Consider the following 25,600-nt stretch of genomic DNA (forward strand, 5'->3'; position numbering starts at 1 on the left):
GGCACCGCATGACCGAGATCCGCGACATCGACGTGGTCGTCTTCGACATCCTGGGCACGCTGGTCGACGAACCCGACGGGATCGGGGCGGCGATCCGCGAAGCACTCCCGGACGCCGACAACACTGCCGAACTGGTCGCCTTGTGGCAGAAGCATGTCGAAGCGGAACAGAAGAGCATCGCGCGAGGCGAGCGCCCCTACGCGAGCACCGAGGTGATCGACGCCGAAGCGGCGCAGATGATCGCCGACCGCGCCGGTCTCGCCGATCCGGACGTGTTGTCCCGCTTGGCGACGGCCGGGCAGCGCCTCGCCCCGTGGGACGACTCGATCGCCGGGCTCGAACGCCTCGCCTGGCACTTCCCGGTGGTCGGTCTCTCCAACGCCGGCATGGCAGCGCTGTTGCAGCTCAACGCTTTCGCCGGTCTGCGCTTCCACCAGGCCCTGTCGAGCGAACTGGCCGGGGCCTACAAGCCGTCGCCGGAGGTCTACCGGCTCGCCCTCGACGCGGCCGGCCGCGCGCCCGAGCGGGTGCTCATGGTGGCCGCCCACGCGTGGGATCTCCGTGGCGCGCAAGCGGTCGGGATGCGGACCGCGTATGTGGCCCGGCCGGTCGGCGACCCGCCGAAGGACGATGACGCCTTCGACGGGCACTTCGAGGGACTCGACGCACTGACCGCCGCGCTGGTCGCGCGCTAGGCGGGGACGAACACGGTCTTGCCAGATAGCTTGCCCGCATCCGATTCGCCGTGCACCGCAGCGAGATCGGCCAGCGGGCGGCGCCCGGCGACATGGACCTTCAGGGTCCCGGCGTCGACGCGGGCGGCGAGTTCGCCCAGCTGATCGGCGCTGCCGTGGGCGAAGACCTGCACCCCGCGGACCTGCCGCGCGGCGTCTTCGGGAGCCGGACCGGTGGTGCTGGCGAGGACGCCGCCGTCGGCGACGAGCCCGAGCAGGCCCGCGGTCGCCTCGGGTGCGGTGCGGACCAGGTTGAGCACGATGTCGTACGGCCCGCCCTCGGCCTCGGTCACGGGCGTCGCCCGGTGGTCGATGATCCGGTCGGCCCCGTAGGAGCGCAGGCGCTCGGCGCTCCGCTCGCTCGCGGTGGCGGTGACGACCGCACCGGCCGCCTTGGCGAGCTGGACGGCGAAGCCGCCGACCGCGCCGCCCGCGCCGTTGATCAAGATGCGCTGTCCCGCTTGCAGTTCGGTGTACTCGAACAGCGACTGCCAGGCGGTGAGCCCGCCCGCGGGCAGGGCCGCGGCATCGGCGAGCTCCACGGTGCGCGGCGCGGCGGCGACCACCGCAGCCGGAGCGACGACGTACTCGGCGGCGGTGCCCTCGGCGCCCGCGTCCAGGAGCCCCACGACCGCGTCGCCCACCTGCCTGCCTTCGACGCCGGGCCCGATCTCGCTGATCGTGCCTGAGAAGTCGATGCCCGGCACGATCGGGAGCGGGATCGGGAAGATCTCCCGCACGTATCCGGCGCGGATCATCGCGTCGATGGGGTTGAACGAACCGCCGGCCACTTTCACCAACACTTGGCCCGGGCCCGGGACGGGCCGCTCGACCTCCTCGTACTTCAGGACGTCGCTGCCGCCGTGCTCGTGGTATCGGATTGCCTTCATGACCGCCTCCAAGTTTGCTTCGATGTCGAAGTACTTCCAACCTATATTGTTTCGACATCGAAGCAATAGTTCGGCACCGTGAGGCCTGTCACGTTGCTTTGAAATCGAAGCACTTATGATCGAGGCATGGCCGACAAACTGGAACCCGAGCAGCTGCGCACCTACTTCGCGCTCATGGAGTCGGTCAGCCTGCTCCAGCACGAGGTCGAGCGGCACCTCCGCTCCGAAGGCGACCTCAGCTACGTCCAGTTCCAGCTCCTCGCCCGCCTCGCGGGCGCGCAGCGGAAGCTGACGATGACCGAGCTCGCCGACGGCGTCGTCCTCAGCCGCAGCGGCCTCACCCACCAGGCCTTCCTGCTCGGCCAGGCCGGACTCGTCGAGCGCACCGCCGACCCCGACGACCACCGCTCGACCCTCGTCGAGATCACCGAAGCGGGCCTGTCCAAGTTCGCCGCCGTGCTGCCCGGCCACGTCCAGGTCGCCAAGGACCTGCTGTTCGACCAGCTCACCCAAGACGACGTGAAGAGCTTGGGCGACATGATGACCCGCGTCCGCGACCACATGCGCGCCAGGCCGCCCCGCTCGGCCGCGACCCGCAAGCGCCGCACCCCCAAGGCCCTCGAGAACTAGCCGCGGTCGCGGATTCCCTTGAGACGGGCTTTGAAGTCGCGGTGTTCCTTGGACCGTTGCCTAGCCCGGATCGCAGCTCGGCGCTCCGAGGACTGGCGGCGGAACCAGCGACGGTAGAAGAACCCCGCCGCGATCGCGAACACGGACGCGGCGACCAGTGATGTCCACAATGGTCGAATCGCCAACGCCACCGGGAATCCCTCCGGACGGTCGAAATGCTCGATCGCGGCGGCCCAGGTCTGCAGGACCAGCCAGGCCAGGAAGGCAATGCCGAACACCGGGAACGAGACATGGGTGCTGTCAACGGATTCGGTGCCGCGGGCCCGTTCGGTTGCCTCGACCAGCTCGTCGAGTTCCCGCTGCCGTTCGCGCAGCTCGGTCGCCTCGCGGACCTGGTCGTCGACCGGTCTCGACGGGGTCGGGTTGATCCGTTCGGCCAGGGAGGCCGCGGCCACGACGGCGGCGGCGAGGATCGCAACGGCCCCGAGCGGGCCGGCCACGGCCACCACGAGGCCCGTCCACAACTGCTCCACGGCTAGCCCCGGCGCTTGCGACGTCCGCGCCAGGCGAGGAGCCCGGTGGCCAGGACGATCACGGCACCGGCCGCGGCGGCCAACGCCCACATGGTGAAGGCCAGCCCCCAGCCGGGGACCGTCCAGATCGCCTCCGGACTCATCGCGACTCCCTTGTGCCTGGGCCGATTCGGCCTCGCCGTCATCCAAGGAGAGACTCCCACACCGTGATTGGTGGTGCCTGCACCACCAGGAATGGGACCGCCTCCGTGACTGTTCTGTCCGAATTTTCCGAATAGCGTCGGACTCAAAGCAAACGCCTGCAACAGAACTGAGAAGCGATGAGCCCGCGAACCCCGAACCCAACACCCTCCATACCAGACACGAAGCGGCCGGTCACCGTGCGGATCGCGTCCTGGAGCGCCGCCAACCCCTGGAAGGCCGTCCTCGCCTGGACCCTGTTCGTCATCCTGTGCTTCGGCGCAGGGACGGCGGCAGGCACCAAAGAGGCCGCCTTCTCCGACTTCTGGGTCGGCCAAGCGGGCCGGGCCGAAGCACTGGCCGTCGAGAACGACATCGCCGCCCCGCCCGTCGCGCAGATCCTGATCACCTCGCCCAGAGGCGATCTCGACGAGAATGCGGCCGCCGCGGCCGCCGCCGACTTGAGCACCCAGATGAACGCGCTCGACGAAGTCGCCGAGGTCGCGGAACCCGTGACCTCCGAAAGCGGCGACGCGGTCATGGTCGCAGTGACCATGTCGATGCCCAAGCACGAAGCCAAAGAGCGCATCGACCCGCTGCTGGAAACCACTGCGTCAGTGCAGGAATCCCACCCCGACCTGGACATCGCCCAGACCGGCGGCGAAGCGATCTCCGTCGAACTGGACGAGACGATGGGCGCCAAACTCGCCCAGGTCGAACGCTTCGCACTGCCAGTCACGCTGCTCATCCTCTTCCTCGTCTTCGGCTCGCTCCTCCTGGCGGGCGTACCACTCCTGCTGGCGATCACCTCGATCATCGCCTCGCTGGGCGTCTACGCCCTGAGCTCGTACTTCTTCCCCAACGCCGGCGGCGCGGTCGCCAGCGTCCTGACGATGATCGGCATGGCCGTCGGCGTCGACTACTCGCTCTTCTACCTCAAGCGCATCAGGGAAGAGCGAACGCGCACAAGAGGAACCCTGAGCGTCGCCGCCTCGATCGAGGCCGCCGCCGCGACCGCCGGACGCACCATACTCACCGCGGGCATCGCGGTGATCGCTTCACTCGCCGGGCTGTACCTGGTCGGCGACGTCGTCTTCTCCTCGATCGCCACGGCCTGCATCATCGTGGTCGCCATCGCCATGATCAGCTCCCTCACGGTGCTCCCGGCCCTGCTCGCCAAGCTGGGCCGCCGCATCGACGGCGGCAAGTTCCTGCGCCGCGACAAGAACGCCCGCAAGCAGACTTCGGGCGAAAGCCGGGTGTGGTCGGCGATGCTGCGGCCCTCCATGAAATACCCGATCGCCACCGCCGCCATCGGCCTGACCCACCTCATCGGACTCGCCGCCCCGGCGCTGGCCATGAAGCTCAGCGTCGAAGGCAAGGAGACCTTCCCCGACTCACTGGACACGATCGCCACCTACGAGGCGACGACCGCGCAGTTCCCTGACACCGGCGTCTTCCACATGGTGGTCGCAGAGGTCGATCCGTCCAACGCGGACGAACTCGCCGCGGCCATTGCCGAACTCGAAGCGCGGACGCAGGACAGCGACCTGTTCGCCGAGACCGACCGGCCGCGGATGCGTGTGTCGCCAGACGGCTCGGCCATCGCGCTGGAACTGCCGATCCACTACCCCACCAGCGACCCCCGCGCCGCCGAGTCGCTCAACCTGCTGCGCGACGACCTGGTGCCGAGCCTCATCGGCTCCATCGACGGCGCGACCTACGCCGTCTCCGGCGAGCCCGCCTACGCCGCGGACTTCTCGGACCTGCAGTCCTCGCGCCTGCTCGTCGTCCTGGCATGCGTGCTGGCGGCGACCCTGCTCATCATGCTCATCACCTTCAAGTCCTGGGCGATGGCGGTCCTGAGCACGGTGCTCAACCTGTTGTCGAGCCTGACCGCTTGGGGCGCACTGGTCCTGGTATTCCAAGGCACCTGGGCCGAGAGCCTGCTCGACTTCGAGTCCCCAGGGTTCCTCGGCTCGCGCACGCCGCTGATGGTCTTCGCGATCCTCTATGGACTCTCGCTCGACTACCAGCTGTTCGTGATGAGCCGCATCAAGGAAGCCGCCCAACGCGGCCTCTCACCCCGAGAATCCATCCGCGAGGGCATCCTGTCCTCGGCGAGCGTCGTGACGAGCGCGGCCGTGATCATGATGTCGGTGTTCGTGGCCTTCATCTTCACCGACCGCATCGAGATGAAGCAGCTCGGATTCGCACTGGCGCTCGGCGTCCTGCTGGACGCCGTGGTCGTGCGGGTCATGCTCCTGCCGGCCCTGATGACGATGATCGATCGCTTCGGCTGGTGGCCCAAACGCTGGCAGGCAAAGAACGCCGCAACCGGAGGGACCCGACCCGAGAGCCCTGAGCTGCAAGGCTCCGCACTCGGCTAGCCCGGAAAAACAGGACGCAAGGAGACCTGCCCGCCGATTACCGTGGGCAGGTCCCGCGTCGTGCACGGCGCGATCGCCAATGCGAACGGAGCCTTCATGACCACCTCGCCTTCGCCGGTCAACCGCCAGTGGATCCTGACCTCCAGGCCCGAGGGCCTGGTCGACGAGTCCTGCTTCGAACTGCGCACGAGCCCCGTGCCCGAGCCCGGCCCGGGCGAGGCGCTCGTCCGCGTCGTGTGGCTCGCCTTCGACCCGACGCAGCGCGGTTGGCTCAACGACGGCGACAACTACATCGACCCCGTCCCCCTCGGCGAGGTCATGCGCTCCAGCGGCGTCGGCCAGGTCGTCGCCTCGAACAATCCGCAACTGGCCGTGGGCGACTGGGTCGCGGGCATGGTCGGCTGGCAGGACTTCGCCATCGCCGGCGACACGGGCCTGTTCGGCCTCAACCGCGTTCCCGATGGCATCGACCCCAAGGCCATGCTCGGCATCTTCGGAGCCACCGGCCTCACCGCCTACTTCGGCATGGTCGACATCGGACGGCCCCGCGAGGGCGACACGGTCTTCGTCACCGGCGCCGCCGGAGCGACCGGCTCCATCGCGGGCCAGATCGCCCGACTCCTCGGCTGCCGGGTCATCGGCGCGGCCGGGGGACCCGAGAAGTGCAAGTGGGCGATCGAGACCGCCGGATTCGACGCCTGCATCGACTACCGCACCGAGGATCTCGAAGCGCGCCTGCGCGAACTCGCACCTAACGGCCTCGACGTCGTCTTCGACGGCGTCGGCGGCACGATCCTGGACGCCGCACTCGCGAACCTGGCCGAACGCGCCCGCGTCGTCGTGGTCGGCGGCATCGCCTCCGGCTACGGCCCGGGCGAGCCGCCGCCGGGACCGCGGAACTACCTGCAGCTCGGCATCAAACGCGCCCGAATGGAAGGCTTCATCTTCCTCGACTACCTCGAACGGTTCCCCGAGGCGTTCGGCCGGCTCGGCGAATGGGTCGGCACCGGCCGGCTGGTCTACGCCGAGGACGTGCGCGAAGGCCTCGAGCAGGCACCGGCCGTCCTCCGGGGCCTCTTCGAAGGCCGCAACCTCGGCAAGCAGCTCCTCCGCATCGCCGCAGAAAACACAGTCTTATTCCACTTCGAGGTGCCCGGCGGGTAGTGCAGCACGGTGATGGTCAGGCCGGTCTCGGCGGCGAAGGCCGGAGGATGGAGGCGAGGCGGGTATGGGCGTACTGGAGTTAGGCGCCGGTGTCGCCGGTGAGGGAGACCATGATTCCTACTCCGCGACAGTGGATCGATACGGCCGCAGGTTGAGGAACCTGCCTTAGGCTTCCAGCATGTACGCCTTGAGATTGTCCACAAGGGCTTTGATCATGCTGATGTCCGTGCTCCTTGCGCTGGCCTCATCAGGCCTGCTGCTCGCCCGGCCCGCGCAGGCTCAGGCGCGCGGGTCGTGGGCCGGGTGGGGGGCCTTTGAAGGCGGTGCCGGTGACTACCACACCTCCATGTCCTTTTCGACCAGTCCGCAGATCACGGCCGAGGTGACCTCGAATTCGCGCGGCGGCGGGGTCGGCGTCGTCTCCGGGCAATCCGCTTGGCTGTCCGACGGGACCCCGATCGGCGCGAAATACGGCTCCTCCAGGAACCAGCCCTATCTCAACCTGCGACCCCAGGCCGACCGGGCCGACTCGCCCTCGTACACCACCTACGGCTTCGACGGGGCCGTGCCGCCGGGCGGTTGGGCCTTCGCGCTGGGCGACATCGACGCGGACCAGGTCAAGGTGACCGCCAAGGGGCCGGACGGCTCGACCCTGACCGCGGCCGAGCTCGGGTTCCAGGGCACCTTCAACTACTGCAGCGCCTCGTCCCCTGGAGGTCCGTCATGCTCCAGCGGCGGGACCGACGAGCCGACCTGGGAGGCCTCGACCAAGACGCTGACCGGCAACGACGCGGCCTCCGACACCGACGGCGCGAGCGGCTGGTTCGAGCCGACCGTGCCGGTCCAGTCGCTCACCTTCACGTTCACCCGCCGCGCCGGGTTCCCGGTCTACCAGACCTGGTTCGCGTCGCTGGGCTGCGAGATCACCGGGTCGGTCACCGACTCCGGCGCACCGTCCGCAGGGGTGCAGGTCAATGCCATCAACTCAGACGGACTCGTGCTCGACTCGACCACCACGGGCGATGACGGCGCGTACTCGTTCCCGAACTACATGGTCGGACCGGAGTACACCGTGGAGGTCATCGCGCCCGACGGGAAAATCGTGGACGACGCGATACGCCGGCAGGTGGACCTGAGCACCTGCCCCGCGGTCCCGGCGGACTTCCAGCTGCGGGACATCGTGCCGACCTCGGTGAGCGGCAACGTCTCCACCACCGACGGCGAGAACCTCGGCGGCATCACGGTGACGGTCGCGCTCGAAGACGGCACGACCAGGACCACCGTCACCGACTCCGAGGGCAACTACCTGTTCGACGATGTGCCCGCGGGCGACCACACCATCACCATCGACGAACCCGCCGGATACGACTACTACGGCGCCGACCAGCGCGACGTCACGGTCGCGCCCGCGCAGACCACGCCCATCACCAGCCAGGACTTTGCGCTGACGGCCCAGGCGCGCCTCCTGGGCAAGGCCATCGCCTGCGAAGAGCCCCTCCCCGGCGTGACCGTGACGCTCACCAAACCGGACGGCTCAACCGAGTCGACCGTCACCGACGCGGACGGCGTCTATTACTTCGCGGGGCTCTCGGCGGACTACTACACGGTCGAAGTCGATGTGCCCGAAGGGCATGACGCCGAAATCCCGACGACGAAGAGAGTGAGGGTGGTCGACACCGACGTGTCCGGAGTCCACTTCTACTTCTCTAGGCGGGCGGCGGTCACGGGGAAGGTGACCGGCCCCGGCGGCGATCCGATGGGCGGCGTGAGCTTGACCATCACCCCGGAAGACGGGTCGCCCGAGCAGGTGACCACAGGGAACGACGGCACGTACGGCGTCGGCAACCTGCCGTCCGGGGCGCACACGGTGAAGATCACCGCGCCCGGCGGATACGAGGTCGACGGAGAGATCGAGAAGACGATCGCCAATTCGAGCACCTGCGGTGACGCGGTCGCCGACTTCGCGCTGCTCGAATCCGACGAGCCGGACGACTCCGGCGACAACGACCCCGGCGACCCGAGCGAGGGCCCGAACGCCGGTGCCGGCGAGGACGAGCCGTCCGCGGTCGCCTACGAGGACGACTTGCCGAGGACCGGCACGAGCCTCCACATCGGGCTCATCACGGCTGTGTTCCTGCTCGCCGCGGGCGCGGTGATGGTCGCGGCGGCGAGAGCCAGGAGCGGCGAAGAGGACGAGTCGGCGATCTGAAGCGAGGGCTCCGGAACCGCGAGGTGACGGGGCACGGCGACAGGGGGCCGGGCCTGCGGGCCCGGCCTCCCCTGTCCCCAAGGGTCCTTCTGCGTATTAGTTGACGGGGCCGTCTCGGTTTCTCAGTTCGTTGATCCAGGTGTGAACGACCAGACTGCGATGTCGACGAAATCGAGGCCGGGGCAGAGGTCACCGACCGGGTGCGCGCCCCGGGCGCGTGCCGCCCCGATCTGGAGACCGCGCAGTCGCGCTTCACCGCCGCGACCTTGAGTGCGCGAAGCTCGGCGACCCGCTCTGGGACCTGCAAGCGGATGCAAAAGTCTCCTTCGGGTGAGTTAGCATGTCGCCGTGACATACAGCTTCTTCCGCCTCGGTTAGCGCTCCGCTAGCCGTCCAGAGGGAAACCCGTGGCTAGCGATGTGGTGCGGCTTCCCGCCGCTCCAGGTCGCTCACCCGGAGCTTTGTCATGTCACCAAACCGTCGTTCGACGGTGGGCTCATTCACGCCCATAACCCTGGAACACCGGAATCTCTTCGCCAGCACGGTCCACGGACTCGAGCACCTCGCCGCGGCAGAACTCACCGAGCTCGGATACCGCGTCGTCTCCATCCAGAAGCGCCAGTTGCTGCTCGCCGCTGCGGAGCCTTGCCCGGCCGATCGTCCTCGCATGGTCGACGACCTGCTCATCCAGATAGCGCGAACGGTCGACCCGGGTTCCACCAAAGCGGATCTGCAGCGCCTGCACTCCCTGCTCAACGCCGCGGACCTGAACCCGGTCGAGTCCGACTTCGAGCGCGGCGATCCGGTCCTGGCCGTCTCGGCATCGATGATCGGCCGGCGCACCTACAACCGCCATGACCTCGAGGACGTGATCGGCTCGTTCCTGTCCGAGCGGCTCGGTGCCCGGTACGCCTCCCGCAGCGGCGGTCAACGGCCGCCTGCCGGTGCCGCCGAATGGCGCGCAGTGCTGTCGCCCGAGGGGCTCCTGCTCGGCTACCGGGGCCTTCGCCCGCCCCTTCATCGCCGGCCGTGGAAGACCGCATCGATCCGGGGCACCTTGCACCCACCGGTCGCCGCGGCCATGGCCCGGCTCGCCGGGATCGAAGCGGGGATGACCGTGCTCGATCCCTGCTGTGGAGCTGGAACGATCCTCGTCGAAGCCCGGGAACTCGCTCCCGGCGCCGACTTCATCGGTTCAGACCTGAACGCGGAGGCACTCGCGGCCTCGGCACGCAACGCGCAGCACCTCACCGGCATCACGCTCGCGCAATACGATGCCGCGCGGCTGCCGATGCCCGTCGGCAGCATCGACCGGTTGGTGACCAATCCAGCCTGGGGCCGCCAGGTCGCCGAGCTGCAGCACTTCCCCACGCTCCTGGCAGCGTGGCGGCGCATCATCACCGACGACGGAAGGCTCGTTTGCCTGGTGCCGCCCGAACTCTTGTGCCACTTCGAAGCCGAGCGATCAGGTTGGAAACTCGTCGACAGTCATCAGCTCAGCCTGTCCGGGCAGCACCCGGTCATCGTCATGGCCGAGCCGAATCGCGGCCGAAGCGTCGATGAACGTGGCCCCGAGTGAAGGAATCAAAGGGCGACCGCTGCCGCGCTATGAGCATCGAACCGGCCTGGACGTCGAGCAACTGCCCCTATTGGAGCGAGAGGTCGAGGCCAGGATCGGTTCCTGGCAGCCCGACACCGGCCGCCGCAAGGCCCTGGAGCTGTTCGATGCGATCGTGGTCTGCCTGATCTACCTGCGGCACAATACGATCCAGGCAGCACTCGGCGAGCAGTCACAGGGGTGTTCATCTGATGGTGCGTCGGCTTGCGCCGCTTGCGGACGCACCCGCCGAGCCTGGCGGAGCTTGAGGACTGTTGGATGTGCCTCGGCCGCTGAGCCGAGCGGAGTGCCTGGCCTGCATACGTTGAGGGCTGCGCCTAGGGGTCGGTTCGGGTAGTGTGCGACTTGCTCAGCATCCCGGTTAGGAAGGCAGCACCCCCATGGCGAGTATTGATGAGGTCATCGCCTCGATCAGCGCGAATACGAACGCGGCGACCGAGTTTCAGGGTCAGATCGAGGGTACCAAGGCGATGACCGAGGAAACCCTCGGTCAGTTGCAGGCGTTGAGTGTCGAGGGCGCGGCGGCTGCGATCGGGGCTTGCAAGGATCAGTTGGAGGAGTGCTCCGCGCTGGCTGCGGCCTTGCAGAACAAGCTGAACGAGGCGATGGCTACGGCAACGGCCGCGAAGCAGCAATAAGTATCGGCAGTGGCTGATCTACAGACGCTGGCCGCCAGGATCGAGGCCGACCGGGCGGAAGTGGAGTCGCTTGCCGGACCGATCAACTCGTCGAAGGGACAGGCCGAGTACGCCGCCGCTGCGATCGGCGGGCTCGGTGCCGAGGCCGCTTCAGTGCGACTGCGCGGGGTGGTCGACAAGATTGAGGAAGCGGAGTCGATTCGCGCTTCGCTTCAGGGCGCGTTGGTGAAGGCGCACTTCATGGTCGTGTCGGCCATGCATGGCAGGATGGGGCCAGGGGCGCCAGGATCTGGTGCAGTCGTGCCGCTCAAGAGGGTCGATGCCCAAACGGGCGCACCGAAAGCCGGACTCGATGCAGTGCCACCGCACCTACGGCAGGACCCGACGCCAAGTGGTGAAGAGCTGTCCGGCATCGACCCGACCATCGGCCCCTTCCAGAAGGAGCACGAGGGCGCTGGCGACGACAAGAAGATGAGCAAGCTCAGTCGATTCGGCCGCACGGCCGTTCGCAACACCGGCGATCTGGCCGAAGCTTCAAAGAACATCGTCGACGCTCGTGCCGACACCTTCGAGCGCGACTACGATCCTTGGGGCCCTTCCGCTCAGACCACCACCGAAGTACCTTCCGCCCCGCCATCGGCGCCTGGCTTCTATCGCCCGGAGGCGGCCGACATTCGCGCCGGAGATGTTATCGGCACTAGCATCGTGGTAGCAGTGATCGCTGTCGAAGGGCTATCGCGGATTCTCAGAAAGAGGGAGCATGGCAAGTAACCCGCTGATCCGGGACCTCGTCCGAGCCATCGCGCTTGGCGACGGAGCCAAAATGAAGGAGCTGAACAACCAGCTTCCCGATGCCGACCGCGACGACTACGTCGTTCGCGTCGCAGCGATGTTCGCCGGGGTGACCGGGCATGTATTCGAGCATGACCAGAGCCCGACAGCGGTTCGCGAATTCGTAGGCAAGATGTCGTTCGCGTATCGCAACGCCAAGCCGCCCTTCAAGCCTCTTGCGATGGAGGCGCTGTTCCGGGCGCTCTTGGGCGAAGAGCACCTACTCGATGAAGTCTCGGCCGCGGATCAGTTCGATCTGGAGATCCTGGCGATTCGCATGATCGTGGATCAGTTCCCTGCAGTTGAGGCGCAGCTCGAAAGCTATCTCACGGACGCGGAGACGCTTGCCGCTCAGTGGCAGAGCGCGGAGTAGCGGCGCTCACAGTTTTGAAACCTCAAGGGGGACAAGGGCTTTGCCCTTGTCCCCCTTGAGGTTTCAAAAAGTCTCTAGACGCTTGAGTCTCGTAAGTTGACACGTAAGTTTTTGGTGCGCCATCATCGAAATAGGTTCTCGCGCAATCGTTAGCAAACCTACTTCTTACGTCTCGAACGGAGCTTGTTACGACTCATCCAGCTCACATCAGTCTTCATCGATAGGCCAGAATGTAATACGCCGCCCGGTGGCACTCGCTACCAAACTCGTTCCACCGGGCGGCCAACAACAGAAGGGATACTTCCGTGTCGTCTACGACGATACGCTATTCGGGCGTACCTGAAAACAGCCATTCCCGCGACTTCGCATCCGAATACGCGTCTGACTTCAACGCTTCCGCCGCCTTCGGTTCCAGTTCCGCTTCCGCATCCACTTCTGGTGCTGCTGGTGCAGTCTCAGGTGCAGGTGCACTCACCGAGGCTGGGGCCGGGGTCGCTGCAGCAACCGGCGCAGCGACCGCCGCTAACTCAGCACCTGCTTCACCCGCTGCCGTAGCTGCCGCCACCACCACGGACTCTGCCGCTGGCGCAGCCGATCACGCGGCCTTGGACTCGGCTTCGGGCTCGGCCTCAGGCTCGGGCGCTGATGGCTACGACACCACTGCCTCGGCTACTGCCGCCACCGTCGTCGCTGCCGCTGCCGAGGACACCACCGCCGCTGCGGCTGCCGCCGCCGCAATCCACTACGGGCTCAGCATCCGGGCCGACGGCTTCTACGACAAACGAGCCCGCCGCCTTTTCCTCCTCGACGGATCACCCGATCCGCTGACCCCGGGCGCCTACCGCGTCGCAGTCTCACCCGACCTGTGCGACCTCGCGGCACCCGAGTCCGACCCGTCCTCACCCCGCTACGAACCTCCCCACCTCCGGCACCAACCCGGCGATGACTGGGAGATCGGCGGCAAGCCGTACGACCCCGACGACCCGGGCCCGTTCGGCTCCTACGGCTGGCGACCGGACCCCCGAACCGGCCGCCATCGTCGCGGCGAATTGCCTGACCCGTTGCCGCCCAACGACACCGCCCGATTCGACCCAAGGCGCACCGGCACCACCGAGTCGGACCGACCGACCCCGTCCCCTGCCCCGCCCACGTCCCTGCTCACGCCCGAAGACGACGCTCCCCAACCGCAGGCCGCGTCCTCCGGGTCCGTTCCGCCCTGGCGTCCGCGATCCCGGACCGCCTCACCCCCAGCGGAACCATCCGAGCCCGAAGACGGGTCCGGGAACTCGCCGCGACCCGTGACACCCGACCGGCCCAGCCCGAAACCGCGCGACCGTTCGCGCTTCTGGTCGCAGTCCGACCGCTCACAACCGGAGCACACCATGAACCACCAGCGCCGCAACCACTTCGACCACGAGCCGGCCAACCGGTCCCAGTCCACCGCCACCGTTGTCGGCACCGACCAGGGCACGGCCGCCACCACCGACACCACCGGCGCAGGCCTCGGTCCCGGCGCCACCGGCCCCGGCTCGGGCCCCGTCCCCGTCCCCGCCTCCAACTCCGTCCCCTCGCCTTACAGGTTCGACAAGCTCCGCGAAGACGCCTGGGGCCGGTTCCTCGACAAGTCCACCGAACTCGCGGCCGCCCACCATCGCAATCGCGGGACCGCCCTCGAACGCGAGTGCGGCTGGCAGATCGCCCTGTGGATCCGCTTCTTCCGGTGGCTCCTCGCCGTGATCAAGGGCAGTTCCGCGAAAACCGAACCGCCACAACCGAATCCCGGCTCGCACAACCCCAACTCGCGCAACCCCGAGCCACCCGCCCTGCCGAACCAGGCCGGTCGGTCCGACCAAACCGGACCCGCCGACCGCGTCGGCCGCGCCGAGCGAGCGCGCCGAACCGCGCTCGCGACCCGCTCGACTCGCCTGGCCTCGGCCGTCCGCGGCGCTCAGCGCGCCCGCATCGAAGCCGACAGCGCAAGTAGCAGCGCAGAGAACGGCCCAGAAGCCGAAAGGCCCGGACCCCCGTCCCGCTCCTCGTCCCGTTCCGATACCGCCAGGCCCCGCTTCTCGCCCAGCTCCCCGTCCCGCTCCGAATCGATCGGCGCGCACCTGTTCGGAGGTGCGGCATGGGCGTAGGCCGACTCGCTCCACACCGCGTGCGCGCCAAGTACGCCCGCGCCCTCGCCGAGATCCCACTCCCGGTGCGTTCCTTCGACGGGATCGACCCGACCGCGCTGACCATCATCGGCGAGGAGACGATCGCGAGCCGGACCGTCCAATTCGGTCTCCTCGCGGGAACCCCGCGCCTCTGGCTCGTCTTCACCGAGGAGTACCCGCAGGTGCTCGGCTACCTCACCGGCCTCGCAAACACCGCGCTCAGCAACGGCGGGCCCGAACTCCATATCACCGAACCCGACCACGTCGGATGGGCCCGCCAGTCGGGCCATGCACGACAGCTCAAGACCGCAGGCCTCTCCGCCTGGCAAGCAGCCCAACGCGAATGCGAAGGATAGGGAACCCATGAGCCCAGAACCAACCACCGACCTGTTCCGGTCCCATGCCACCGCCCGCCTGCGCGGCGACACCGCCGAAGCCGCTCGCCTCGCGTCCCAGATCGGGCCGGGGCAGCTCATGACGCACCAGCTGTTCCTGGTGTCCCTGCTCGCCCAAGCCGTCGTCGAGGAATACGGCGCCCAGCCGGACCCGTCCGACCTCGCCGCGATCACAAAACGTCTGCACGACAAGCACTTCGCGACGAACCCGAGCTTCAACGCGCTGCGCGCCGAGGCGATGGTCCGGGCCGTGTGCGGCGATTCAGTGCTGCTCACCGAGATCCCGCACGCCGAACAGCCCGCCTACCTGTGGGCGGCGATCGGCGAACTCATCGAACCCGACCTCACCGACGCGCAACTGGCCGAGCTGTTCGACCTCGCCGAGGAGTACGGCCTGGAATGCCTCACCGAGGCCTTCGAAGACACCATCCGCAACCACCCCAGGCGAGCCGGCTCGCCCGAGACACTGCCCAAGGCGTCGCCCTCGGCGTCGCCCTCATCGCTGCCCTCGGCCTCGTCCGTCATCGAATCATCCGAAGAGGAGTCCGCATGAACACCTATGAGCTGCAACGCGAACACCTCGTCGCCCTGATCACCGGCGACCTCGAAGGCGCCGCTCGACTTCGTGCGCGCCTCGGGCGGGACGGCGAGATGCCAGCGACCGAGTTCATGCGAGCCGCGACCGCCGTGTGCCTCGAGTACCGCTTCGGGCCCGGTGCCGGTCTCGGTGCGGGCCCGATCGACTACGACGAACTCGCCGCGTTCATGGCGGAACTCCGCCGCTCGGGCCGGACCGCGGAGCCGCCGCCGGACTACCTCGCTGTCGAGGCGGTCGTCCGATCCCTTTACGGGGAAACGCATCTGATCGAGCCACTCGAGAAGCGGCAGCGCAGCCAGGCGATCTTCACCGCGCTCCAGCACCAGGTGCACCGCCACCCGTGGATCGCCGCCAACGCGGCATGGGTGGCCGAACGAGCCAAGCAAACCTGGTCGATCTGGCTCCTCGGGCGCCCGACCTGACCCACAGGTCATCCGGCGGGGCACCACCGCCGCCCCGCCGGATGACCGGCTTCGTGCGAACCAGCGCACGGGAAAAGATCTGCGCTTCCGATGCGACCTGCGTAGATTCCATGAATGGACATGACTGACATTCCCTTCGGGACCACCGACTGGTCGCAAATCGCCCCCACACACCACGCGGGCGAGACGGGCAGCGCGACCTGGCGGACGCGCGAATTCGGATCGATCCGAGCGCGCATCGTGGAATACGGCCCCGGGTACCTGGCCGATCACTGGTGCAACCGCGGGCACATCCTGTTCGTCCTCGAAGGCGAACTGACCACCGAGCTAGGCAGCGGCGAGGTCGTCACCATCAGCGCGGGCAGCAGCTACCAGGTCGGCGACGACACCGAACCCCATCGTTCGAGCACCCGCGAAGGCGCCCGGCTCTTCGTCGTCGACTAAGTCTCAGTTGGCACGACGAATCCCAGGTGAGTGGCACAGCAGTGCTCAGGCGCGCACAGGAAGACTCGTACTCACCCACCGGTCGTCCGGCAAGGCGCGACCGCCGTCCCGCCGGATGAGCGCTTCTCACCGCAAGGGGGCTCGCGGAGTTGTCGACCAGTAACTGGATGGTTTCTCAGTGGTTGACGGGGTTCTGGCGGTCAGGGAGGCCATTGGACGGCTGCCGTGATCCGCGGCGTCCTGGCATGCTGTCGTGATGGATCATGTTGAAGCACTGCTCATCGGCGGGCGAGCCGGTGTCGGGAAGACAACCGTCGGCTGGGAAGTCACGGCGCAGTTGGCAGCGGCCGGAGTCGCTCATGCCTACATCGAGGGCGACATGATCGGCCAGGTGCACCCAGCACCGGCGGACGACCCCGACCGGGTACACATCACTGAACGCACTCTGGCGGCCATCTGGGACAACTACGCCCGACTCGGCTGTCGCCGCTTGGTCTACCCAAGAACCGTAAGTGTGCTGCCGGAGTACGGAGAGATGATCCAGCGTGCGCTGACAGGCGAGGTTCGTCTGATCAGGGTCCTGCTCACCGCCTCCGATGCAACTGCCGTTGATCGATTGACACGCCGCGAGCAGGGCTCGCGGCTCGAAGCGGAGCTGCAGACCACAGCCCAGAAGGCGCCGATGCTCGAGGCTCGAGCGTCCTCGGGCACGATCCGGGTGAGCACCGACGACCGATCGGTTATCGAGATCGCCAAAGAGGTCATGGCGGCCTCTGGTTGGCTCGAGTAACCGGGTCGGGTTCGCCCAACGGGCAACGTCCCCGGTCGTGGCGCGACCTGGTGTTGGCGGCGTCGATGATCCGGGCGTGCGCCGGGATTGATCAATAGCTCAATAGTGGCTCGGTCGTTCTCTTGGTGTGGCTGATGACCTTCGGATCGACATGCGGAAGCTCGCTCCGGCACAGCAGGAGGTACTGCGCAAGCGGGTGATGGCGGCGGTGCGTCGTCGACTAGGAGAACGCCGGTTTCGTTGTCCTCCTAGATGATCCGCGCGCAGTAAGCAACATCCCGGTCCATATCGATCGTCCTCGACCCCCGCTAGGGGATTGAGAGCGGAAGCGACTCCAGACTCTCCGGGTCGGCGACGGCGAAGATCGCCGCGATGCGGTCGCCTTCGAAGCGGACGGTGAAGACCAGCCGCATCTTGCCGAGCGGTGCGAGGACGAAGCCGGGCTCGTCGCCCAACATGATCGGGGCCAGCCACGCGGCGGCCATGCCGGCGTTCGTGGCGAACTGCTCGGCCAGGACGTTCGCACCGAAGTAGTCGGTGCCCGCACCGAGTAGGCGGGCCGCCTCGTCCGGGTGGTAGCTCGCGTTGGGGTCCAACATGGACAGCAGGGCCGCGAACTCGCCGTCGCGGGCGGCCTGCAGGAACGCGTCGACGGCGCGGTATCGGCGGGTCCTGTCGCCGTCCTCCGCGATCGACTTGCCGCGCACCCGTTGCCGGGCCCGGCTGGCGATGCGCTGGGTCGTCTCCGGGCTGCGCTCGATGATCGGTGCGATGTCGGCGAACGGCACGGCGAACATGTCGTGCAGGACGAACGCGAGGCGCTCGGCCGGTGCGAGGGTGTCCAGGACGACCAGCATCGCGAGGCCGACCTCGTCGGCCATCGTCGCGACTTCCTCGGGGTTCGCGGTGCGGCGCAGCCGAACCTGCGGCTCGGGCTCGCGGTCGGCCATGGCGTCTTCGCGGCGGGATTTCCGGGACCGCAGCATGTCCAGGCACACTCGTCCGACGACGGTGGTCAGCCACCCGGCCAGGTTCTCCACCTCGCCGGTGTCGGCGCGGGCGGCCTTGAGCCAGGTCTCCTGGACGGCGTCGTCGGCCTCGGTGAGCGAGCCGAGCACCCGGTAGGCCACGGTCCGCAAGTGGCTCCGGTGCGCCTCGAAGTGCTCAGCGAGGATCTCTTCTTCGTCCATCTGTCTGGTTCCTTCGACGCGGTTCGTCAGTGCAGTGATAGGTCGCAACCCCGAAGGGAATTATCATGAACATCGCCCTGTGGATCATCACTGGACTGCTCGCCGCCCTCCTCCTCGTCAGCACTTCGAAAGCGCTCGTGCCCAGAGAGAAGATGGCGAAGACAGGCGAAGCCGCCGAATGGGTCCTGGACTTCAGCCCCGCTGCCCTGCGGACCCTGGCCCTCCTGGATTTCCTGGCCGCCATCGGCCTCGTGCTCCCGGCGGTCCTGGACATCGCCCCGGTCATGGTCCCGATGACCGCGACCTGCGTGGCCGCGCTCTTCCTGGGTGCCGCCATCATGCGCCTGCGCCGCGGCGAACGCAAGACCATCGTCATCGACCTGTTCTACTGCGCCCTCGCCGTCTTCGTGGCCGTCTGCCGATTCGGACCCTGGGCCTTCTGAAACCACGGCCGAGGAAGGCCAGACGTGGATCCAGTGGGACTGGGCGCCGCGGTCCGACGCGAGCGTGAACAGGCCGACTCGGACTGACGCGACGGCGCGCTCCCCCTCGTTCGGGAGAGCGCGCCGTTGCGTTCGATCCTGTTCAGGCGCTTTGCGAACGGCTCTTGAAGGAGCGCAGGCGCAGGCTGTTGCCGACGACGAAGACGCTGGAGAACGCCATCGCCGCGCCCGCGAGCATCGGGTTCAGCAGGCCCAGGGCCGCGAGGGGGATCGCGGCGACGTTGTAGGCGAAGGCCCAGAACAGGTTCACCTTGATCGTGCCGAGTGTCCTGCGGGACAGGCGGATCGCGTCAGCGGCGCTGCGCAGGTCGCCCCGCACCAGCGTGAGGTCCGCGGCCTCGATCGCCACATCCGTGCCCGTGCCCATCGCGAGGCCGAGGTCGGCTTTGGCAAGCGCGGCAGCGTCGTTGACGCCGTCGCCGACCATCGCCACGACCTTGCCCTCGGCCTGGAGCCGCGCGACCTGCTCCACCTTGTCGGCGGGCATGACCTCGGCGAGAAATGAGGTGATGCCGACTTCGGCGGCGATCCGCTCGGCCACGGCCTTGTTGTCACCCGTCAGGAGGACCGGGGTCAGGCCGAGCGCCTTGAACTGCTCGATCGCCTCGGCGCTGGTGGCCTTCACCGTGTCCGCGACGATGAGCACGCCGCGGGCCTCGCCGTCCCAGCCGACCGCGACGGCGGTCTTGCCTTCGCGTTCGGCCTCGGCTTTCGCTTCGGCCAGTTCGGGACTGAGTGCGAGCGTCCAGTCATCGAGCAGGGATTCGCGGCCCACCACTACGTAGTGGCCTTCCACGATGCCTTGCACGCCTTTGCCTTCGATGTTCTTGAAGTCCTCGACCTCCGGCAGCGTGCCTTCAGCCGCCGCGCCCTTCGCGATCGCCTGGGCCACCGGGTGTTCGGAGGCGTGCTCCAAAGCGCCCGCGAGTCGCAGGAGCTCGGCGCGGTCGACGCCCTCCTCGGGAAGGGTCTCGGTGAGGGTCATCTTGCCGGTGGTCACGGTGCCGGTCTTGTCCAGCACGATCGTGTCGACGCGGCGCGTGGACTCGAGGATCTCCGGGCCCTTGATGAGCACGCCCATTTGCGCGCCGCGGCCGGTGCCGACCAGCAGCGCGGTGGGCGTCGCCAGGCCGAGAGCGCAAGGGCAGGCGATGATCAGGACCGCGACGGCGGCGGTGAAAGCGGCCGCCGTCGGGTAGCCCGCGCCGAGCCAGAACCCGAGGGTGCCGACCGCGATCGCGATGACGATGGGCACGAAGATCCCCGAGACCCGGTCGGCCAGGCGCTGGACCTCGGCCTTCCCGGACTGGGCGTCCTCGACGAGCTTCGCCATGTGCGCGAGCTGTGTGTCGGAGCCGACCGCGGTGGCGCGCACGACGAGTCGCCCGCCGGCGTTCACGGTGGCGCCGGTGACCGCGTCGCCCTCGGTGACCTCGACGGGCACGGATTCGCCCGTGAGCATCGAGGCGTCCACGGCCGAGGTGCCGGAGACGATCACGCCGTCGGTGGCGATCTTCTCGCCGGGGCGGACGACGAACTCGTCGCCCGTGGCGAGGTCCTTGGTCGGGATGCGGGTCTCGACGCCGTTCCGAATGACCGCGACGTCCTTGGCGCCCATCTCGAGCAGTGCCCGCAGCGCGGCTCCCGCCCGCCGCTTCGAGCGCTTCTCGAAGTAGCGTCCGGCGAGGATGAACATGGTGACGCCCGCGGCCACTTCAAGGTAGATGTTGGCCGCGCCGTCCGAGGGCTGCACCGTGAGCTCGAACGGGTGGGTCATGCCCGGGGTCCCGGCGGTGCCGAAGAACAGGGCGTACAGCGACCACGCGAACGCGGCGAGCGTGCCGACCGAGACGAGCGTGTCCATAGTGGCCGCTCCGTGGCGGAGGTTCTGGAACGCGGCCTTGTGGAACGGCCAGGCCGACCACAGGACCACGGGCCAGGCGAGCGCCAGCGAGGCCCACTGCCAGTAGTCGAACTGGAGGGCCGGGATCATCGACATCGCGATCACGGGTACCGACAGGACGATCGAGCCGATGAGGCGCTGGCGCAGCGAGTCGAGCTCGGGGTCGGGCCGCTCGGTGTCTTCTTCGGAGGGTTCGGGTTGGGGGGGCAGCGGCAGGGCCGCGGTGTAGCCGGTCTTCTCGACGACGGCTATGAGGTCGGCGGGGTCGGTGCCCTCGGGGGCCTCGATGCGGGCCTTCTCGGTGGCGTAGTTGACCGAGGCGGTGACGCCCTCGACCTTGTTGAGCTTCTTCTCGATCCGCATCGCGCAGGAGGCGCAGGTCATCCCGCCGATCTCCAGTTCGATGCGGTCGACCGGCCCGGTCGGCAGAGCAGTCGTCATGGTGGTCCTTCCTCGCTCGCTCGGGGCCTAGTGGCCGTCGTCGTCGGCGTCGGCGTCGGCCCCGTGGCCGTCGTCTTCGGTCTCATGCCCGCCGGTCGCGCCGGCGGCGGCGTCGACGACGAAGGCGGCGCTGTGGACCTGGCCGTCGACCTGGAAGTCGAAGTACAGGTAGTACCGGCCCTCGGTGGGGACGTCGGTGGCGAAGGTGACCTCGGGGCCGGACCGGTCCCCGGCCGCGGGCTCGTCGCCCTCGGGGTGGACGTGGAGGTACGCGAGGTCGCCTTCGCGAAGGGCCACAAGGTGACCGAACGCTCCGAGGTAGGGCTCGACGGTGGTGACGGGCTCGCCGTCGCGGGTGACCGAGGCGGTGAGTTCGGCGGTGGATCCGGCGGTGAGGTCGCCCTCCAGGGTGACGGTGTAGCCGCCGACCTCGGAGGTGAGCACGGTCCCCGTCGGGGCCGCGGGCGCGGATTCGCCCGCGACTTCCACGGTACGCGTCAGCGTGACGTCGAGTTCGGTGTCGGTGTCGCCGGGGACGAAGTCGGCGTAGACGCGGTAGGTGCCCGCGGCGTCCCAGGTCCACGGGAGGGACCAGGTGCCGTCCGCGGCGAGTTCGGGGTGGACGTGGCGGAAGTGGGTGCCGTCGGAGCGGACCACGATGAGGTGCAGGTCCTTCTCGTGGGAGACGGTGTAGTCGGTGAGCGGCTCGCCGTCGGCGCCGGTGATCTGGAACGAGAGCGAGCCGGCCGCGCCGACTTCGCCGGGTGCGGTGACCTCGCCGAGCCGGTAGCCGTCCTGCTCGATGGCGAGTCCGCGCACGGGGTTCGGCTCGCCGCCGTGGCCCGCGTCCTCGGCGTCCTCGTTCCATTCATCGACGTTCTTGTCCGGGACCGTCGCCGCGGCGAGGCCGAACGCGGCGGCGAAGACGAGCGCCAGTCCGCCGCCGTAAAGCCCGATCCGTGTGCCGGTGTTCAATGCCATGGCCGTCCTCCTCGTCCGATGATACCCCCTCAGGGTATCTGCATGAAGAACATTCTTACCCCCCGGGGGTATCAATGTCAACCGCGGAGACCGGACAGTGGCCTGAGAGACAGGGCCCCGGGCGGGACGCCCCGAAGCCCTGTTCTGCAGAGCGGCAGGTCAGCTCCTCCTACGCGTGCCGAATATCAGCCCCAGGCCGACCATGACGGCGCCGAGCACCAGGTGGAGCCAGTTGTCGGCGGTGTTCACGGGCACGAAGTTCGCGGTCGTCTCCTGGTCGATCAGGAGGCCGTAGACCCAGAGCCCCAGGTAGATCACGCCACCGCCGACGAGGAAGGCCACCGCACCGGACGCCGTGCGCGCCAGGAGCAGCCCGACGACGCCGTACAGCAGGTGCACGATGTTGTGCAGGATCGACACCGCGAAGACCCCGAGCAGCAGCGCGCCCGAGTCGTGCCCGGCGAAGGTCATCGAATCGAACTCCGTGGTCACGCCGGGAATGAACCCGAGCACACCCACCAGCAGGAACACCGCCGAGATCACGATTGCGATGGTTTGGACCGGCGTCCTACCGGCTCGGACCGTTTCATGCATGCCAGCCATTTCGGGCTCCCTTCTCATGAGCGCCCAGGGCATGGAAATACCCGGTGGGCGCCAGTCCATGCCAATTGACGGCTCGCAAGCATCGCCGAGGCTGCTTGCGAGCCGTAAATGCGTAGCGCCGAGGGGGCCGACCGGCGCCCCGAGAAAACCCCTCAGGCGCGGTTCGCGGCCAGCACAGGCGCCGGTTCGGCCGCGCCCTCGGCGGTGTGGCGCGGCAGGAACGCGGCGATCGCCAGAGCGACCACGGCCGCGCCTGCGGCGATCGCCATGATCAGGCGGAACGCATTCTCGGACGGGAGGGCGGCGCCGCCAAGGTCGACGGTCATGTGGGCGAGGATGACGCCCGCGACGACGCTGGCGACCGAGGTCGAGGAGCAGGACCCGGGGATTCATGAACGCGATCTAGGGGTTGCCGGCCTGTCGGTAGCTGCTGTGCGACTCTAGCGATGCACAGCTCGCCCGGTCACATCCCGGGCTTGTCCGTGAGGTTCGAGACCGTCCAGAGCAGGACCAGGTCGCCGGTGCTCGGCGTCCGGCTCGTCTCATCGAATGCTCCCAGTCTCGAAGCGGCGCTGCGGTTCACGCGATCCTGGCCGATCTCGATGCGCTCGCCGTGCCTCTCGTTGCGCCGCTTCCGGTCGAGGAGTTGGTTCTGCGCGAGGTGTCGCAGAACCGGAAGGTTGTCGAACATGAGTATGCCTTTCTGGCGTATGTTCGAGCGACGCTAGAACACAGGAGTGACATTAGGACATCAGACAGCTTCCTGGGAATTCGTTTATTCAGGGTGGAAACTGTGACGGGAGGGCACTCGGCTGTCGGACCCTCGTGCAAAGCTGACGCTGATCCCTCCCGCCTCGCTGAAGGAGCACGCCCCGCGTCCACCTCGATCCCCCTCTATATGGGAGCGAGCCGTCCGCGCAGGTCGCGGCGGCGGCCTCCACCGTTGCTGTGACTTGCCCGTAAAGCGGAGGCGAGTCCCTGCGGCCGAGGCTAGGGTTTTCAACTGTGACCTCGCGCCGACGGTGCGTCGCGAGGCCCCGCGCGGCGGCGGGCTCCCACCCCATCCCGAGACCCGTTGCCGCCCAATCCCAACCCTCCAACCGAACACGGGGCCATTGCTGCAATGGAAACCACCACCCTCGACGGGAAACAGCCCATCCGATCGCTCGTCAGAGCACTCCGACCCAACCGGGGACGACTCGCCGCGTCCGTCGCCCTCTTCGCCGTCAAGGACAGCCCGCAGTGGCTCATGCCGGTCATCACCGGCGCGGCCATCGACGCGGTCGTGGGCGGCGGGCCGGTCTCGACGCTCGGCTGGCTCGCCATCGGCGCGGCCGTCCTCGTCATCCAGAACGCCTTCACCCACGTGTGGTTCACGAGCCTCTACATGGGAGCCGTGCGCTCCCTCGGGGCCGGCTTCCGCAACGCGCTCGCCGCGCGACTCCAGTTGCTGTCCATCGGCTTCCACTCCCGCTCGAACGCCTCGATCATCCAGAGCAAAGTCGTGCGCGACGTCGAGAACGTCGAGATGATGTTCGCCCAGTCGGGCGGGCCGTTCCTCTCGGCCGTGTTCGTCTTCGCCGGCGCCATCACCATGACCTCGCTGACCGTGCCGCAATTTCTTCCGGTGTTCGCGCTCTCGATCCCTTGTGGATTCGGGGTGTGGTGGTTCACCCGGCGCCGTTCCCGCGAACGCAACGAGGAGTTCCGCCGCGAGATGGAGGTCTTCTCCGCGCGGGTCGGGGAGATGGCCGCGCTCATGCCGATCACCAGGGCGCACGGGCTCGAGCACGTCGCGACCGGGCGGGTCGCGGAGGTGGCCGAGGAGGTGCGCCACCGGGGGCTGCGGCTCGACGTCGTCAACGGCCGGTTCGGTGCGGCCAGCTGGGTCACCATGCAGCTCTTGTCGGTCGGGTGCCTGCTGCTGGCCGCGACGGTGGCGGTCATGGAGTGGGCGCCGATCTCGGCCGGGCAGGTCGTGGTGCTCGGCACCTACTTCTCGATGCTCACCGGTTCGGTCGGGGCGGTGCTCAACCTGGTGCCGGTGACCGCGCGCGGCACCGAGTCGGCGCGGTCGATCGCCGAGATCCTGCAGGACCCGGACGTCGAGCACAACGAAGGCAAGCCCACTGTGGAGCGAGTCGAGGGCCGGATCGAGCTGCGCGGGGTGACCGTGCGGTACCCGGACGGCGGCTCGCCCGCGCTGGACGGGCTCGACCTGGACATCGAGGCGGGGAAGACCGTTGCGCTCGTCGGACCCTCTGGTTCGGGCAAGTCGACGCTGATGAACACGGTGCTCGGGCTGATCCGACCCGAGGGCGGGACGGTGGTGCTCGACGGGGCCGACATGGAGGCGCTCGACATGCGGTCGGTGCGGCGGCATGTGTCGGTGGTGCCGCAGGATTCGGTGCTGTTCGAGGGCTCGGTGCGCGACAACATCACTTACGGCCTGGGGCCGATCGACGATGAGCGGGTGCGGCATGCACTGCGCGACGCGAACGCGCTCGAATTCGTCGAGTCCCTTGCGGACGGCTGGAACACGGTGGTCGGCGAGCGGGGCGCGCGGCTCTCGGGCGGGCAGCGCCAGCGCTTGTCGATCGCGCGGGCGCTCATCCGCGACCCGCGGATCCTGTTCCTCGACGAGGCGACCAGCGCGCTCGACTCGGAATCGGAGCGGCACATCCAAGGCGCCCTTGAGACCCTGATGCGGGGCCGCACCACACTGGTCGTCGCCCACCGCCTGAGCACGATCCGCCGCGCGGACGTGATCGTCGTACTCGAACACGGCCGCATCATCGAGCAGGGCACCCACGATGAGCTGCTTGAGCGATCGGGACGGTACGCGGAGTCCTGGGGGGTCCAGCACGCGGCGGCTTGAGCCGGCCTGGCGGGCGTACGGGTGGCCCCGGGTACCCTCCCGATCCCACCTTCACCACTACCAGTGAAAAGGACACCCTCCCATACGGGTAAGACAACGGCCA

The 25,600-nt window shown here is 68.2% G+C and carries 26 protein-coding genes and 1 pseudogene; 17 read left to right on the forward strand and 10 right to left on the reverse strand.

The annotated features are described in order from the left end of the window. The first annotated feature begins 8 nt into the window (after positions 1-8). Entirely contained in the window at positions 9-695 is a 687-nt protein-coding gene (locus ACFO8M_RS10605; protein WP_387974437.1) for a haloacid dehalogenase type II, read from the forward strand. On the opposite strand, the gene ACFO8M_RS10610 is transcribed toward ACFO8M_RS10605, so the two are convergent. Next, positions 692-1,624 (reverse strand): NADP-dependent oxidoreductase, encoded by a 933-nt coding sequence (locus tag ACFO8M_RS10610; RefSeq protein ID WP_387974439.1) that lies wholly within the window; start codon positions 1,622-1,624, stop codon positions 692-694. The two genes, ACFO8M_RS10605 and ACFO8M_RS10610, sit on opposite strands and share 4 nt — an antisense overlap. A gap of 126 nt (positions 1,625-1,750) precedes the next feature. On the opposite strand from ACFO8M_RS10610, the gene ACFO8M_RS10615 reads away from it, so the two are divergent. Continuing rightward, positions 1,751-2,254: a MarR family winged helix-turn-helix transcriptional regulator gene (locus tag ACFO8M_RS10615; protein ID WP_387974442.1), complete on the forward strand. Its 504-nt coding sequence runs from the start codon at positions 1,751-1,753 to the stop codon at positions 2,252-2,254. Here ACFO8M_RS10615 and ACFO8M_RS10620 read toward each other — a convergent pair. Next, complete coding sequence (locus ACFO8M_RS10620; RefSeq protein ID WP_387974445.1) at positions 2,251-2,787, reverse strand: hypothetical protein; 537 nt, start codon at positions 2,785-2,787, stop codon at positions 2,251-2,253. The genes ACFO8M_RS10615 and ACFO8M_RS10620 overlap by 4 nt on opposite strands. A 2-nt stretch (positions 2,788-2,789) precedes the next feature. Then, positions 2,790-2,930 carry a hypothetical protein gene (locus ACFO8M_RS10625; protein WP_387974448.1) on the reverse strand — a complete coding sequence of 47 codons (141 nt, stop codon included), beginning with the start codon at positions 2,928-2,930 and terminating at the stop codon, positions 2,790-2,792. A gap of 237 nt (positions 2,931-3,167) precedes the next feature. Here ACFO8M_RS10625 and ACFO8M_RS10630 point away from each other — a divergent pair, with 237 nt between their 5' ends. Further along, the gene (locus ACFO8M_RS10630) at positions 3,168-5,357 is read left to right on the forward strand and encodes an MMPL family transporter (protein WP_387974451.1); all 2,190 of its coding nucleotides are present in this window, start codon (positions 3,168-3,170) and stop codon (positions 5,355-5,357) included. A gap of 96 nt (positions 5,358-5,453) precedes the next feature. After that, on the forward strand, positions 5,454-6,521 hold the full coding sequence (locus ACFO8M_RS10635) for an NADP-dependent oxidoreductase (protein ID WP_387974454.1): 1,068 nt from the start codon (positions 5,454-5,456) through the stop codon (positions 6,519-6,521). Here the strand turns inward: ACFO8M_RS10635 and ACFO8M_RS10640 are convergent. After that, positions 6,491-6,559: pseudogene (locus ACFO8M_RS10640) on the reverse strand (ISAzo13-like element transposase-related protein); the annotation flags it as partial. The gene ACFO8M_RS10635 and the pseudogene ACFO8M_RS10640 overlap by 31 nt on opposite strands. Before the next feature lie 182 nt (positions 6,560-6,741). Here ACFO8M_RS10640 and ACFO8M_RS10645 point away from each other — a divergent pair. The 11 genes from ACFO8M_RS10645 (at position 6,742) to ACFO8M_RS10695 (ending at position 16,998) form a co-directional block, all read left to right on the forward strand. Next, positions 6,742-8,730 carry an MSCRAMM family protein gene (locus ACFO8M_RS10645; RefSeq protein WP_387974457.1) on the forward strand — a complete coding sequence of 663 codons (1,989 nt, stop codon included), beginning with the start codon at positions 6,742-6,744 and terminating at the stop codon, positions 8,728-8,730. 667 nt (positions 8,731-9,397) lie between these two features. Then, a complete protein-coding gene (locus tag ACFO8M_RS10650; protein WP_387974459.1) occupies positions 9,398-10,309 on the forward strand; it encodes a TRM11 family SAM-dependent methyltransferase in 912 nt (303 codons plus the stop codon). 419 nt (positions 10,310-10,728) lie between these two features. Then, on the forward strand, positions 10,729-10,986 hold the full coding sequence (locus ACFO8M_RS10655; RefSeq protein ID WP_387974462.1) for a hypothetical protein: 258 nt from the start codon (positions 10,729-10,731) through the stop codon (positions 10,984-10,986). A gap of 9 nt (positions 10,987-10,995) precedes the next feature. After that, the gene (locus ACFO8M_RS10660; RefSeq protein WP_387974465.1) at positions 10,996-11,757 is read left to right on the forward strand and encodes a hypothetical protein; all 762 of its coding nucleotides are present in this window, start codon (positions 10,996-10,998) and stop codon (positions 11,755-11,757) included. Then, the gene (locus tag ACFO8M_RS10665; protein WP_387974468.1) at positions 11,747-12,190 is read left to right on the forward strand and encodes a hypothetical protein; all 444 of its coding nucleotides are present in this window, start codon (positions 11,747-11,749) and stop codon (positions 12,188-12,190) included. The genes ACFO8M_RS10660 and ACFO8M_RS10665 overlap by 11 nt, the downstream gene beginning before the upstream one ends. Before the next feature lie 605 nt (positions 12,191-12,795). Next, positions 12,796-14,328, forward strand: a complete 1,533-nt coding sequence (locus tag ACFO8M_RS10670) for a hypothetical protein (protein WP_387974471.1) — start codon at positions 12,796-12,798, stop codon at positions 14,326-14,328. After that, entirely contained in the window at positions 14,319-14,705 is a 387-nt protein-coding gene (locus tag ACFO8M_RS10675) for a hypothetical protein (RefSeq protein WP_387974474.1), read from the forward strand. The genes ACFO8M_RS10670 and ACFO8M_RS10675 overlap by 10 nt, the downstream gene beginning before the upstream one ends. Before the next feature lie 7 nt (positions 14,706-14,712). Further along, on the forward strand, positions 14,713-15,297 hold the full coding sequence (locus ACFO8M_RS10680; protein WP_387974477.1) for a hypothetical protein: 585 nt from the start codon (positions 14,713-14,715) through the stop codon (positions 15,295-15,297). Next, complete coding sequence (locus ACFO8M_RS10685) at positions 15,294-15,764, forward strand: hypothetical protein (protein WP_387974479.1); 471 nt, start codon at positions 15,294-15,296, stop codon at positions 15,762-15,764. Before ACFO8M_RS10680 ends, ACFO8M_RS10685 begins: the two co-directional genes overlap by 4 nt. 114 nt (positions 15,765-15,878) lie before the next feature. Continuing rightward, positions 15,879-16,208, forward strand: coding sequence for a DHCW motif cupin fold protein (locus tag ACFO8M_RS10690; protein ID WP_387974481.1), 330 nt, complete (start codon positions 15,879-15,881; stop codon positions 16,206-16,208). Between the two features lie 256 nt (positions 16,209-16,464). Then, positions 16,465-16,998 (forward strand): hypothetical protein, encoded by a 534-nt coding sequence (locus ACFO8M_RS10695; RefSeq protein WP_387974484.1) that lies wholly within the window; start codon positions 16,465-16,467, stop codon positions 16,996-16,998. A gap of 308 nt (positions 16,999-17,306) precedes the next feature. Here the strand turns inward: ACFO8M_RS10695 and ACFO8M_RS10700 are convergent, their stop codons facing one another. Continuing rightward, complete coding sequence (locus tag ACFO8M_RS10700; protein ID WP_387974487.1) at positions 17,307-18,188, reverse strand: sigma-70 family RNA polymerase sigma factor; 882 nt, start codon at positions 18,186-18,188, stop codon at positions 17,307-17,309. Positions 18,189-18,253: 65 nt separating this feature from the next. Here ACFO8M_RS10700 and ACFO8M_RS10705 point away from each other — a divergent pair, with 65 nt between their 5' ends. After that, positions 18,254-18,631, forward strand: a complete 378-nt coding sequence (locus ACFO8M_RS10705; protein ID WP_387974491.1) for a DoxX family protein — start codon at positions 18,254-18,256, stop codon at positions 18,629-18,631. 142 nt (positions 18,632-18,773) lie between these two features. Here ACFO8M_RS10705 and ACFO8M_RS10710 read toward each other — a convergent pair whose 3' ends face one another. The 5 genes from ACFO8M_RS10710 to ACFO8M_RS10730 form a co-directional block, all read right to left on the reverse strand. Further along, positions 18,774-21,035, reverse strand: a complete 2,262-nt coding sequence (locus ACFO8M_RS10710) for a heavy metal translocating P-type ATPase (RefSeq protein WP_387974494.1) — start codon at positions 21,033-21,035, stop codon at positions 18,774-18,776. A gap of 27 nt (positions 21,036-21,062) precedes the next feature. Beyond that, entirely contained in the window at positions 21,063-22,016 is a 954-nt protein-coding gene (locus ACFO8M_RS10715) for a heavy-metal-associated domain-containing protein (protein WP_387974497.1), read from the reverse strand. 159 nt (positions 22,017-22,175) lie between these two features. After that, entirely contained in the window at positions 22,176-22,619 is a 444-nt protein-coding gene (locus ACFO8M_RS10720; RefSeq protein ID WP_387974500.1) for a DUF4383 domain-containing protein, read from the reverse strand. Between the two features lie 152 nt (positions 22,620-22,771). Then, entirely contained in the window at positions 22,772-22,945 is a 174-nt protein-coding gene (locus ACFO8M_RS10725; RefSeq protein ID WP_387974503.1) for a hypothetical protein, read from the reverse strand. A gap of 137 nt (positions 22,946-23,082) precedes the next feature. Continuing rightward, complete coding sequence (locus tag ACFO8M_RS10730) at positions 23,083-23,310, reverse strand: hypothetical protein (RefSeq protein ID WP_387974506.1); 228 nt, start codon at positions 23,308-23,310, stop codon at positions 23,083-23,085. A 432-nt stretch (positions 23,311-23,742) separates the two neighbouring features. On the opposite strand from ACFO8M_RS10730, the gene ACFO8M_RS10735 reads away from it, so the two are divergent. Then, positions 23,743-25,497: an ABC transporter ATP-binding protein gene (locus ACFO8M_RS10735; protein ID WP_387974509.1), complete on the forward strand. Its 1,755-nt coding sequence runs from the start codon at positions 23,743-23,745 to the stop codon at positions 25,495-25,497. The last annotated feature ends 103 nt before the right edge of the window (positions 25,498-25,600 follow it).

Source organism: Glycomyces rhizosphaerae, from assembly GCF_042647865.1.
In the GTDB taxonomy this organism is placed as follows: domain Bacteria; phylum Actinomycetota; class Actinomycetes; order Mycobacteriales; family Micromonosporaceae; genus Glycomyces; species Glycomyces rhizosphaerae.